At 55.6% G+C, this 12,915-nt stretch carries 7 protein-coding genes; 5 read left to right on the top strand and 2 right to left on the bottom strand.

The features are described 5' to 3' along the window. Positions 1-55: 55 nt before the first annotated feature. The 3 genes from KF752_17305 to KF752_17295 all read left to right on the top strand — a co-directional run bounded on the left by KF752_17305 (position 56) and on the right by KF752_17295 (position 3,292). Positions 56-661, top strand: coding sequence for a heme-copper oxidase subunit III (locus KF752_17305; GenBank protein ID MBX3423319.1), 606 nt, complete (start codon positions 56-58; stop codon positions 659-661). Between the two features lie 263 nt (positions 662-924). After that, positions 925-2,664: a potassium/proton antiporter gene (locus KF752_17300; protein MBX3423318.1), complete on the top strand. Its 1,740-nt coding sequence runs from the start codon at positions 925-927 to the stop codon at positions 2,662-2,664. Positions 2,665-2,968: 304 nt separating this feature from the next. After that, positions 2,969-3,292, top strand: coding sequence for a hypothetical protein (locus tag KF752_17295; protein MBX3423317.1), 324 nt, complete (start codon positions 2,969-2,971; stop codon positions 3,290-3,292). Between the two features lie 61 nt (positions 3,293-3,353). Here KF752_17295 and KF752_17290 read toward each other — a convergent pair whose 3' ends face one another. After that, positions 3,354-3,797, bottom strand: coding sequence for a TM2 domain-containing protein (locus KF752_17290; protein MBX3423316.1), 444 nt, complete (start codon positions 3,795-3,797; stop codon positions 3,354-3,356). A 427-nt stretch (positions 3,798-4,224) separates the two neighbouring features. Between KF752_17290 and KF752_17285 the strand changes: the two genes are divergently transcribed. After that, a complete protein-coding gene (locus KF752_17285) occupies positions 4,225-4,971 on the top strand; it encodes a DUF480 domain-containing protein (protein MBX3423315.1) in 747 nt (248 codons plus the stop codon). Between the two features lie 133 nt (positions 4,972-5,104). Here KF752_17285 and KF752_17280 read toward each other — a convergent pair whose 3' ends face one another. Next, positions 5,105-6,280, bottom strand: a complete 1,176-nt coding sequence (locus tag KF752_17280; protein MBX3423314.1) for a TIGR03009 domain-containing protein — start codon at positions 6,278-6,280, stop codon at positions 5,105-5,107. Positions 6,281-6,672: 392 nt separating this feature from the next. Between KF752_17280 and KF752_17275 the strand changes: the two genes are divergently transcribed. Then, complete coding sequence (locus KF752_17275; GenBank protein ID MBX3423313.1) at positions 6,673-12,876, top strand: hypothetical protein; 6,204 nt, start codon at positions 6,673-6,675, stop codon at positions 12,874-12,876. The last annotated feature ends 39 nt before the right edge of the window (positions 12,877-12,915 follow it).

Raw genomic sequence — 12,915 nt, 5'->3', positions numbered from 1 at the left:
CGACGGTGGCTACGGCAAATTTTTTACCGCCCGCCCTGATGGTCAGGAATCGCAAATGTCAATCTCAACAGCCCAGGATCGTCGGTCGCTACAAGGCGTCATGTTGTTGTTTGTCTCGCTGGGCGTGTTCTTTTTCAGCAGCTTGATCCTGTACGCCATTTACGTGGTCATGCGAGTTGGCCCCGAAGCTGGCAGCATCCGCCCATTCTATTTGCCGCCAATCTTCGTGCTGACGACCGTGATCCTTGTTGCCATTAGCACGCTGCTGCATCTGGCGGTCCAGGCATCCCGTCAGCAGAAGTTAACCGATTTGGCGCGCTACATCGGCATTTCGTTTGTGTTATCGCTGCTGTTCTTTCTGGTTCAAGGAATCGCCTTGAACTGGATGATCCAGCAGCTCTTACAGCCCGCCGACACGATGTTGAACCTGTACGGTTTTACATTATTCCTAGTGTTGGTTCACGCTGCGCACGTCATTGGTGGAGTAGCCGGAATGATTTTTCTGTTATTTGGACTGGCGCGAGGCGCCTATGATCACGAAAGTCATTTCCCAGTCCGTTTCTGTGCGCTGTATTGGCACTTCTTGGACATCGTCTGGATCATCATGTTAGCCTGCTTCGCGCTGGCTGCGTACGTTTCCAAAGTGCCTGTCCCAACGTGAATGCTTGCCCGCACAGTCTTCGCGAATTTTGCTTGGCTTGTTCGGTGATTATTTTCGCTTCTGGTTGCAAGAGATCACCTGATGGCCCATTCGGTTTTCCATCCAACAGTTGTCTGCTAATCCGCTTCGCGTAGGGTTTGAGCCGAGTATCCGTTCTCAGATTGCTCTGTGTCTGCGATAATCAGCTTGATCGGAGCACGTGAAGGTGCCGTAACAAATAATGCGAAAAGCTAACTACTTCAGTGCACCAGATTGGTGAAGATGTGTTTTTAATTGATACTGTGATTCTCATTGCCGGCGTCTTGTTGCTGCTGGGCATTGCATCCAGCAAGATCTCGGCACGGTTAGGCGTACCTGTTCTGGTATTGTTTCTATTGCTGGGAATGTTGGCCGGTTCGGAAGGTATCGGCGGGCTGGACTTTGAGAATTACCGCCTGGCGCATGCCATTGGTACTTTGGCTTTGGCGATGATCCTCTTTGATGGGGGGCTGGGGACTTCGTTGCCAGCGATCCATTTGGCTTGGAAGCCATCGGTCATTCTGGCAACCTGGGGTGTGTTCGTTACGGCCGTCGTAACCGGGCTAGCTGCCGCCTGGATCTTACAGATTTCACTCTTGGAGGGTCTGCTGTTGGGCAGTATCGTTGGTTCGACAGATGCTTCCGCAGTATTCTCGGTCCTGCGTTCGGGCGGGGTCAGCTTACCCAAGCGAATAGCAGCCGTGCTGGAAGTCGAGAGCGCCTCCAACGACCCCATGGCCATTTTCCTGACCGTTGGCTGCATTGAGATTTTGCTAGGTAACGTAGGCCTTGGTCCGGGATTGTTGGGCTTATTCGTGTTGCAGATGTTGGTCGGAGCCGCATGCGGAGTTCTTGGAGGTTATGCGGCAGGTTGGCTGGTTAACAAGATTGAACTAGGTGCGGCTGGCATGTATCCGGTGCTGGTCACCGCCTTTGGCTTGTTGACATTTGGACTGGCATCCAAGCTTGGAGGAAGTGGCTTTCTGGCAGTTTATTTAGCCGGAGTGATTATCGGTAATCGGCCGCTGGTTTTCCAACGCGGCATCCGCTTATACCATGACGCTATCGCTTGGCTGTCACAGATTGTCATGTTCGTTGTATTGGGCTTGTTGTGCTTTCCGAGTCGCCTGTTGGATGTGGCCGGCAAGGCACTCCTTATTAGTATTGTGCTGATTTTCGTGGCGCGGCCACTTGCCGTACTGATTTCGGCATGGCCATTTCGGTTTTCCCGGAAGGAACTGGCCTTCATTTCATGGGTGGGGCTCAAAGGCGCGGTACCAATTACTCTGGCTACTTTTCCATTGATGTTGGGTACCGCCGAAAAGCCATTGCAAGCAGCCCTGTTGTTTGATGTGGTTTTCTTTATTGTCGTGGTGTCGGCGTTGATTCAGGGATCAACCTTGACCATTGTCGCTCGCTGGCTAGGCCTGGAGCGACCCCGCGAGCCAGAGCCACCATTGACGTTGGAGATTTCCTCACTGCGTCACGTCAACGGCGAAATCGTAGATTATGCGATCGGCGATAATTCGCGCGCGGCCGGGCGCAGAGTAAAGGACTTGGCATTGCCCGAGGGAGCGGTCATCGCACTAATTTCGCGCGGGGAACAGATCGTCCCCCCTCAAGGTAGCACCTATATTCAGTCGGGCGACCACGTAATCCTAGTGCTTCGCCTAGGAATTCAGCCTTTGGTGAACCAAGTCTTCGGTAGCAACTCCGATGTTCGCGGCAAAATTCCCAACACGCTAGAGTTTCCCTTGCGCGCGTCAACGACCGTCAAGGATATACAAGAGCTGTATGCGATTCAGATAGACGCCCCGCCTGAACACACGCTGGCCGAAGTCCTCTGCAATCATCTTGGACGTCGGCCTCCCAATGCAGACAGCGCTGTCCGCTTTGGTCAAGTGAGCTTTCGCATTCTCCGTCAATCCGCTGAAGGCCAGATCGAAATGATAGGCATGTCATTACTTCCACCAGAAGAAAAATAACAATGTGGGCTGCAGCAAGCCAAGTCCTTTGAGGTTTCGATGACTGCGGCCAGAGCATCCCGGACCCATGGCCAGCGTCTCTTGGACGGGCTCACGCTTTGAGACGAGTTCGGGCAACAGCCTCCAGGCCGCCGTATATCCACTCTCTGGCTGCGGAATCAAGTCGATAAAAGCTTGTACAGCATGGTCGCATCGACGACATGCAGCATCCACGAAATCCCTAGGTTCAAAGGGGTGATTGGGCAATCGGCGGCAATTTGCTGGGGACAGTGACGCTGATGGTGATTCCAGCTACATTACAGAGATGGAACGACTGCGAGCTTTACAACTACTGGCTGAATGTACGGGCGATGATATCTGGTCGCTGGAGTACTGCCGCCAAAAACGGATTCCAGATTCATGGATTGAGCGGTTGAGCGATTGTTTTGAGTCGGGGTTCGAGAGAGACTCGCAGACCATCTACGTAGGCGATCACGTTACCAATCAGTACTTAGGTATTCGCGACGTCGATCTGGCAATCGAGCTAGCTCGCGTGCTGGGATTGAACATCGATCGCCTGACAACCGGGGCGCTTTCACGCCGCGCTCTGGTGCTGGCCCTGCAAGAGGCTATCGAGGAGGGGCAGTAGGATATCGAATCGACGCTTTGATTATCCAAGTGAAGTTGAGAGAGTGTGTTCAGCCGCACAATCACGCCAGGTAATATTCCGAATTGGCGCGGTTGACTTGATCGTTGAGCGTAATCCAATCGTAGATAAAGCCGATGCCTAACAAGCCACCGGTCAGTAGCCAGATGATTCCAGTAACCCATTTGCCCAGGTAGAAGCGGTGCAATCCCAGCAGTCCAACCAGAAAGCAGGAGTGCAACAGCCAGGCCACATTGTGGTCAAAGGGACCGGCGACATGCTGACGGCGGGCGGTGCGAGCTAGCATCGGCATGAAGAACAGATCGAGTATCCAGCCTATCAAGAACAGTCCGAACGTAAAACAATAGATGATGCCGGTGATAGGTCGTCCGTAGTAAAAGCGGTGTGCTCCAAAAAAACCCAATAGCCAGAGTATATAACCTACTACCAGGGAATGGCTGGTCTCGGCGGGACGATAGTGAGCGTATTGGTGTTCGTCGTGTTGCATGGCGCTGGCGTACATGGTTAGCGTTCCCGCATTGGCTGGAGGATAGTGTAGTCCCACGCTTTGGCGAATGTAGATACCGGTTATGATTGAGTGCCAACCACGTTCTGGCGAACGTAGCTACAAGTCAAGACCGTAGCTCCGAGTGCAGATGGCTGAACGGCTAGCACTAAATTAGTTTTCGTTGGTAGCTCGGTTTTCTTGGCGTGGTTTAGGCAATTCGTGGTCGTTGAATTGGTATGTTCTGTCTGAGCACGGTGCAGCCACCCTATTCGCCCCATGATTGGCAGAGTATTTTACAGCTGTCCATTGGATACAAGCGGAAGGACTGGGCAGCGGTTGTGTTTCGAAAGCAGGCCAGTCCCCAGTGGCAGATACCCGGTGGCAGATGAGTGTCGTTAGCAACAGTTCGGCGTAAGGAATCAGGATCATGTCCGACTCACACAGCCCCGGCAACCAAGGCTCATCGGCAGGGTCAGGTGATTCGCCTGTCCCTGCACCAAAGGTCGCGCCGTTGTCCGCAATCGAGCGGCGAATTCTGGGAGTGCTGATGGAAAAGGCTCGGACGACGCCGGATGCCTATCCGCTGACGGCTAACAATTTGCTGGTGGGCTGCAATCAGAAAACCAGTCGCTCCCCAGTGATGAATCTGACCGCTGAGGAAATTGAAGACGCGCTGGACGACATGCGACAAAAGCAGTTGGTTACCGAATTGCACAGCGGCGGTCGTGTGCCCAAGTTTCGCCACCACGGATACGACTACATGGGAGTAAAAGGTGCCGAAGTTGCCGTGATGATCGAGTTGCTATTGCGCGGTGAACAGACGATCGGCGAATTGCGGACCCGGGCCAGCCGCATTGAACCCATCGCCGACCTGGATGCCTTGCAGCAGATTTTGGGTGGGTTGATCCAACGTGGTCTAGTCGTCGAATTGACACCGCCCGGCCGTGGACAATTGGTAACCCACAATCTGTATCAGCCCCAAGAAATGCAGTGGCTGTTGGAATCCGTCAGCCGCCAACAGCACACCACAAGTGGAGCGGATGGTGGCGCCATAGGTCGCAGCCGATCCGTCGGTTTGGAGAGTAGCTCGCAACTGGCTAGCCAAGTCGCTGAACTGCGCGCGCTTGTAAGTCAATTGCAGCAGCGTATCGAGGCGCTCGAGCAACGCATGTGAGCAACTTGCATGTGAGCAACTCGCATGAGCTTATCGAGTGACAGATACAAATCTATCGTGTGCACAGTCCCCAGAAGGTGGACCTCTAGCAGGACTACCGTCTGGCGACGGCTGCTACATTCCTGACGGTTGCCTAGCGACTTGCAGCAGGGATGCCGGGCGTCGCCAAGCGATCGGAGTTGGCGGGGTCATTGGTCACGACGGGAGCTTGCTCAGGTGGAATCCAACCTTCGCGAATGACTTGCCAATCTGAGCCGACTTTAGTGTCGATAAAGCTTTGCATAAACAGGTTCTGCTTGATTTTGTCTAGCAAACTGTTGACTTGGCGGCTAGAGAATTCATACAGCTCGCGGTGTCTGGCCTGCGGAGACCAGTTGGGCATAAACAGGATCATGGCTTTCGGCAGATTGTCGCTACGATCTAACACGATTTGTACTCGCGAGTAGTTGCCAGCATCATCGGATCGCTTGGGCCAAGCTTCCACCCATACGTCGCTATTGCCTGGCTGCGCAGGAATCTCACGAATGAAGTACCGAGCCTTGACTTCGTGGGCTTTTACGCCAAACATGAACGGCAGTGGGCTGAGAGGAATGTTGGTGCCGCGCAGTTCGGGAGGCAACTGCGTTTGAATGGCCTTCTTGGCGTTACGGTCCAATTGATGCACCCACTCGCCGTCGCACACCCACCAGTCGCCGTGCGGCAAGCGCGGATTGACTTTATAGTCCGGGGAGCCGTCGGGCTTGGTACCGGCCAAGGCAACGCGCGCATCTTCTTTGAAGCTGCCCATGTCGGGCGACTTGTAACGTATCGAGCCCTCTGCAATTGACTCAGGGTGCGTCTCATGGGAATTCGGGTTGTAAACCCACCGCTTGAACTTGCATTCAAAAGTGTTGATCTTGGCGGTACTTTGTTCCCAGACTTGCAGAATCTGATCCAGGCGATGCTGCTCCTCCTGGCTCAGTTGTGGAAACGGTGGCTCTGCAACGCGAGCTGCCCCCTGTGCCACTGCTGTAGCCGGATCGACGACGCGAAATTGATTGTTCGCGGGCTGTTGCAACTGTTGAGATTGTTGTTGGCCGGCAGAGGGTTGATTAGCAATCAGTTGCCCGGGTGGTTGTTGGACCGGAGCTTGCCGCAGCGTGGGCGATTGTCCGGTCGTAATTTGTCGTCCCGGCTGCTGGGCATTGATGGTTGTGAAGGACAGCGCGGTGATCAGCAGCGCCAGGGCGATTGAACGAAAGCTGGCGAGCGTAGCGACGGGAGTAATCAGTGAAGGTACAATTTCACGTTTGCCAGGTAGCCACAGCATGAGCATCTTCCATGACGCAAGGGTTTTCGGGGTGATCGGCAGAGCCAAAAGAACCGCCTGAAATCTAGCGGGCCGGTGGTTGCCGCGCCCAGACTGTAGCAGAGGCGGTACCGCCTTCCCAAGACCGATTGTGTGGCAATTTAGGCGAATTAGCCCCGTTTCTGCAGCTTAAAACTAGCAATTACCGCCCCAATCCACCAGAAAGTCTCGGGAAACGCTCAGAAAGTCCGGTTTTGGTCACCCTAGCAGTATCTGCAAAGGTATTTAAGAACCTGGGAGTCTAGACAATCTTGGAGGGTTTGGACTGAATCCCTGGTGCCGACGGATTGGCGAATTTATCGAATAATCAATAGCGGGGTGAGGGCATCCCAGCTCACTGAGCGAGGACCATCGTGGACTACATCTGCGGACTAATCGGCTTTATCGCGGTACTGGCTGCGATAGCAGTTGTCGGCCATCTTCTGTGGCTAATGGCCGCCGGTATTCTGCGTTGGCTGGGCGTACCCAGTTCTCAATCAACAACTGGGGAATTAGCTGGGGACACAGCACATTCAATGACCGCACATGGTGGCGAGGGCCAGGGCGGCGAGGGGGACACTGCACAACGCGTCGAGCGGGATTTGAGGGCGGCTGGACGTTTAGTAGCGTACGCTCACTTCCGAGGCTGGCTATCGGATTCACGGGCTCAGACGTTGCAAGAGTTGCTGGAGGATGTTCAGCTTCGGGCAGGAATGCCGCCTGAGGTCGCTGTGCCGCTGTCCGTCGAGCCGGTCCGTGACAGGCCGACGCCCGGACCGCTGTATACCACAGAACCAGTCCGCTCTGACAGCACAGCGTCACTGCCTCCAGTAGAAGAACCGGAACTGGTAGTTGCGTCGATAGAAGCGCCCAGTACTCAACCGTCGCTGATTGCAGCGTCGGCGACCGATGCCAGCCAGCCCAGGTCCATCGGCCAAGAGGTGGGAGCACATCTGCTTCGGTCGTTTATGGAACAGACCAATATCCGCTGGATCGAGCTGATCAGCGCAAGTTTGATTGTGGTCTGCTCGGTTGGCTTGGTGATCAGTCTGTGGAGTACGCTGTCGTCTACCAGTCGGTATTTTCCGTCGCTGGTATTCTTATTAGCGACCGTGGCTGTCCATGGAGCTGGGCAATATACGCTGCGAAAATGGAATCTGCGCAATACATCGCGCGGCATCCTGCATATCGGCTTGATGTTAATTCCTTTGGCTGTGTTAGTCGGCATTTTATTGTCATCCCGAGACAATCTGCCCGTGCAATGGGACATCACAACCTGGATAACCTTAGCCACTGGAGCCATCGTTTATGGAGTTGCCGCCATCACGGCCGGTCGGGCGCTGTTTGGCCGAAGATTCTGGCCTGTCTCGTTGGCTGTGATGGTTGGCTCATCCACATTGATTGCCATTCACGTTCTGGCTTCGGATCAGCAGTTGCAACGACCGCTGTCGGCAGTATGCCTCCTGCCGCTAGTGGCTATCAGCCTTTGGAATGCCTGGATCCTCAGCGTGCCGATCAATCCTGCAATTGGAATCGGCGGTGGCAGATCGAGACGACGGATGGCACAAGTGCTGCAAGTAATCTTCGCCGCCGGTGTACCGTACTATTTCTGGTGGCTTCGGTCGGGTCAAGAAAGCTTTCCTGGCCCCGAAGCACTGTCGACCCTAGGGCTAATACTGGCTGGTTGGGCCAGTTGGGGATGGTCGGAGAGCTTACCGAGATTGGCGAAGCGTTGGAGCGCAGGGGCGAAGCCTTCCGCCGGTTCGTTATACAGTTGGTATATCATCGCCGCCTGGAGTTTGGCCGGCATTTGTTCATTAGCACTGGCGGCAATCATTTGGCACATGTCTACAGACCGTGGGCTGTTCAGCCTGTTCTTGTTGGCAGTTGCCATTTGGTTATGGAGTCATGGACTGCGCAGCCAGCAGATGGTCAGCCTGTTGGTCGGCTCTGTGTCAGGCATCCTGGCCTGCGCGCTGGGATCCGAGCGTTGGGTCGGCGATGTCGCTGCACAACTGAGTCCGTCGCAATGGATTTCCTTACCGCGAATTGCGACGCTCAGTATTGTCAGCCTTTTGTTTGGACTGATCGGTATAGCACTCAAGCGCTGGTCGAGCACCGAGTATAAATTCAGGCGAGCGGCAGATCGTTTGTCGCTGTCAATGATTCTCGGCATGGCGGTCGTCTTGAGTGGAGCCGCTGCGCTGACTGTGGTAGCAAGCTTATTGCCTTGGAGCCAACCAGCCTTCGGCGGCAACTGGGCTCCGCTGTTGCTACTTGGTTATGGCAGCTTGATGATTGTCGCTAGTTTGATTTGCGCTGTGATTGCGCCAACTGATGCCGCCGAAAATGTGGGCCAATCGTCATCTTCTGCGCGGCAGTTGCGTTGGGCGCATTTACTGGTACCCGTCGGGCAATTGATGTTGATCTTGAGCGCCGTACGGTTGTGTCAGAATTCTTCGCTCATGCCGGAATGGATTGAACGACTGCGTCCCGAACATGCCTGGGCGGTCGGTACTGGATTGTTGGCAGTGTTGTGGTCGGGGTTGGCAGCCGGATTGCGAGGATGGAAGGAGCCGGACGGCCCTTCTATGCCGAATGCATCGGGTGGTGCCGAGTCGTTGAACGAGACAGCCTGGCGATTCTGGCAGCATTCCAGTTGGCTGTGCATCGGCGCCGGACTGTTAAGCTTCGCTTCTGGCGCTGCGTATTTCACGCGCGACGATCACTGGTCGTTGGCCAGTAGCCTAGGCTGGATAGTTCCCGCATCGCTGTTAGGCAGCTTTGTCGCTCGCCGTCTGGCAGTATGGCGCGAGCTGACTGTGGCGAGTTTGGTCTGCTGGGCGGGGTTAGTCGTGGCGAAACTCATGGCCAGGCAGTGGTTGGAGCCATTGGGGATCACTGCCGCCATGCTGCTGCATGTGGTAGCTGCTCTGGTCGTGCTAGCCGCGTATGAACTCTACTTGTCAGCCGGAGACAGCAGCACAGATTGGCGTCGTCGCGGACCGTACTGGGCATCCAGTGGTTGGTTGCACATCTTGTGGCCCATCAGTCTGCTGGCTATCGCCGTGCCGCTGCTGATTGATTTTGGACGTCAATGGCTAAGCGAAACGTACGAGCCATTGCAGTCGTTCTATGTCCCACAGATGACGCCACTGCGTTTGAGTGTGGTAGCCACGGGTTGGTTACTGCTAGGTGCAGTCGCATTGTGGCTCCGGCCGATCAGGAACCGGTCCGTGCGCGGCTGGCTGTCGACATGGCCGATTGGAGCTGCGCTGATCGTGGGCAGTCTCATGCCAGCGCCTTATGGCTTAGTCGCGGCGCTGTGGTTGGTTGCGGTGTGGGCGCTGGTGATGGAAGTGCTACCGCTGACCAAGCTACCCGGTGCTGCAGCGCTCCAGCAGGCGGCTTTCAGTGAATGCCTGGTAAAGCTGACAGTGCCCTGGCCGTTGCTGATGCAAGCGGTCTGTTTGTCGTCGTTAGTTATCGGAACAGTCGCTGTATTGGCAATACATCTATTGCATGGGTTGCCAGTGTCGCTTGGGCCGTCGCAAGATAATTTTGGTACTTGGTCTGGCTGGCTAGCCAACGTCGGCAGGTTGTTGATTGTGTTGGGCCCGCTCGTTTCGCTGTTGGCTGTGGGCTGGCTGGTTGCCGCTTGGTTGGTGCGATCACCAAATCTAATTGCAGGTCGAGGTTTGGCCACAGCCGGTGGTATCGCACTTATTTGCGGATTGGCGGGGACCGACCAGCCCATCGCCTTCGAGCTAGTCGCGGCGCAGAGCTTCGCACTAGCACTGGCAATATTGTCGTGGAAGACACTAAGCATGACCACGCTAACCAATTGGATCGCGTTGCGACACTTGGATAAGCAAAGTTCTCCATGGCAGCTACTGTCCAAAGCCAGTCGCGGAGCACGATGGCGCGGATCGGAGCAGGCTGCGTTCAGGCTGACGAACGTGGGCATGGGGATTGTAGCGATGTTGTGCGCGGTGGCTGCTGGGATGGTGATGTACTATCCGCAGCGAGCGCTACCGGAATTGGACCGGATGGGCGGCATGCCGGTAGCAGTAACCGTTTTGGCAACACTGGTGATGATGTGGGTTTTATGGCCGCGACGTAGTGCTTCGCCCGCTGGTCTACTGGCGATATCTTTGGGGCTGATGGCTCCAGTCGCAGCAGCCGGCTACGCCAGTTGGTTGGTGAAAAATCCGACCGGCCAATTTGCTTCGGCAGACGATTTCGAACCCTATCGACTGTTGGCCGTGCTGTGGCTAGCAGCGCTCGTGATCGGCTTGTTGTACAGAATTCGCTGCGCGATGACGGCTCGGCCGTTCACACTAAGCGGTGAGGTTGCCTGGATCGTGCTGGCCACGATTGTTGGAGTGATGTCGCTGGCTGCACTAGACGCTGATTCTATTTGGGCGTCAGCCCAATTGGCCGTGCTGGCGGCAATCATTACGATCAGCAGCGAGGCCAGTCGTCAAGGCTGGCGCGGCCATCTGGCGATGCTCATTGCGATTGCCGCCTGGGTACCATGGATGTCAGGTGGAACATCGACCACCTGGATTCATTATCCATGGCAGGTCTTGTGGGGAGCTACCGGAGTGGGGCTCGTTGCGATCGGTTCACGATTGGGACTAAAGGCGATCGGTCTTACGCAAGAGGCTTCCAAGCAAGAGAAATGGCCGACCGTCGACCACGTTGCCTGCCTGGGAGTTTCCGGCCTATCAATTGTACTCAGCGGCTGTTGGATTCTGTCGCAAGCGGAGGTCGTGGCGAATTGTACCACGGCGACTTGGGTGGTGTTCGGCCTGTTGATTGCGAACTTTTTATTGGCAGTCGCGCGATTGTGGGATCGCGGGCCCAGTCAGCGTGGTATGGGGGTCTACTTGGCGACGATCGCCTTGGTGGTGGTTGCGGTCAACACTGTAGCCGCGCATCAACAGCTGCTGAGATTGCATAGCGAACTGGCTTGGTTGATCGGGCTTTTAGGAGCACTGGCGGCACTGGCGGTTGTGTTGCGAGAGCTGATCTTGCAGCGTGCACCGCTGCAGCAATTGTTGCGACTGAATGAATTGGTAGAGCCTGACAAGCTACATCGGGCCAGCGGCTGGATGAGCAATTGGCACATGCTGGTAGCAGCGGTCTGTTTGGTGCCGAACGCCTGGCTGGTATTGAATATGCCCGACATGGTCACGCGCGTGATGGCCATGGTGGTGCCCATGTTGGGAGCGGCCGCTGTGCTGCCCTTGGCTGGGCAGCCAGATCGAAGTGTCCATCGCTACACCGTGATTTTGATCAGCAGTGTAACGTTGGTTCTGGCATGGTGGTCAGATTTGCCGCCAGCCTGGCCAACGCGGCAGCAACCTGAATCATGGTTGTACCTGCAGCGGGCGATGTTGGCCTGTGTTATTCTGGGCATTGCTTACCCGTTGCTGGCATCGCGGCGAGCTCCAAGCGATTTGTGGAGCAGGCCGCTGTTGGGTACAGGCTGGTGTAGCTTGGGCCTGGCCACAATGTTGGGTTGCAGCATGATCGTAGCCGCAGACTATTGGGCCGAATATACAGTGCAGGCGTCGGTCATTGGGCGGTCGTTGGTCGTGGTGGCTTGGAGTGCGATCTTTGCGAGGTTGCTACAGTTTGCGGCTCGACCGTTGCAACTTGAAAGTCGGGCCAGTGCTCCGGTGCGGTCGGCGGCCGTATACGCTGCCGAGCTGGTTTTAGCGGCAGGCTGTGTTGCGGCTCACAAGCTATTTCCGCACCTGTTCTCGGGTGTGTTGGCCAGTTGGTGGCCAATAGTCATATTCGCAATCGCTTTTGCGAGCGCAGCATTAGGGCACATCTTGCGCAAAATTGAGCAGCCAATTCTGGCTGACCCCATTCACCGCAGTAGTTTGTTATTGCCCTTGATTCCACTGGCTGGCGTCTGGTGGTTTCGTCCACAGCATGCCGGTTGGTTGTGGAACGACTGGGGAAGCTATTGGTTGCTGTTGCTGACCGCCGCTAGTCTATACGGGCTGCATGGTTGGCTGCGCAATTCGCTTTGGTGGCGGGCCACTTCTGTGCTGCTGGCGCTGGCCAGTTTCTGGGCTTACCTGCACAGTCAGCCGGAATTGCGATTCTTTCAACATCCACAGTTTTGGTTGCTGCCACCGACGCTGGCAACGCTGATATTTGTTGAATGGAATCGAGCTAAACTGCAGGAGGCGGCTGTGACCGGAGCCCGTTACGTCTGCATTTTGATCGCTTACTTCAGTAGTACCGCCGAGATTTTCATGCGGGCTTTGGCGGGCAATTTGTGGCAGCCGTTGTGGCTGTTGATCTTGGCCCTGAGCGGCGTCGCAGCCGGGATCGTGCTACGAGTTCGCGCGTTCCTATTCTGCGGAACACTGTTTGTGATGGTGGCGCTGGTGGCTATGGTATGGCAGGCCGCGCAAGCTGTCGATCAAGTTTGGCCCTGGTGGGTGTTTGGCATTGCCACCGGCATTGGGCTGATCGTCATGTTGGGTTACTTTGAAAAAAACCGCCCACGAGTCTTGAAGTACCTAGATGAATTAAAACGGTGGCAGAATTAATGGACGTAGTCTTCCGTAGCTGCGGTCGCCAAATAGCGG

The organism is Pirellulaceae bacterium, assembly GCA_019636385.1.
Classification (GTDB): domain Bacteria; phylum Planctomycetota; class Planctomycetia; order Pirellulales; family Pirellulaceae; genus Aureliella.
This window is presented reverse-complemented; position numbering and strand designations above follow the sequence as displayed.

Bases quoted from the DNA above. Each gene is read 5' to 3' on its own strand.
- KF752_17305 (MBX3423319.1), top strand. From the start codon at position 56: ATGTCAATCTCAACAGCCCAGGATCGTCGGTCGCTACAAGGCGTCATG.
- KF752_17295 (MBX3423317.1), top strand. From the start codon at position 2,969: ATGGAACGACTGCGAGCTTTACAACTACTGGCTGAATGTACGGGCGAT.
- KF752_17290 (MBX3423316.1), bottom strand. From the start codon at position 3,797: ATGCAACACGACGAACACCAATACGCTCACTATCGTCCCGCCGAGACC.
- KF752_17285 (MBX3423315.1), top strand. From the start codon at position 4,225: ATGTCCGACTCACACAGCCCCGGCAACCAAGGCTCATCGGCAGGGTCA.
- KF752_17280 (MBX3423314.1), bottom strand. From the start codon at position 6,280: ATGCTGTGGCTACCTGGCAAACGTGAAATTGTACCTTCACTGATTACT.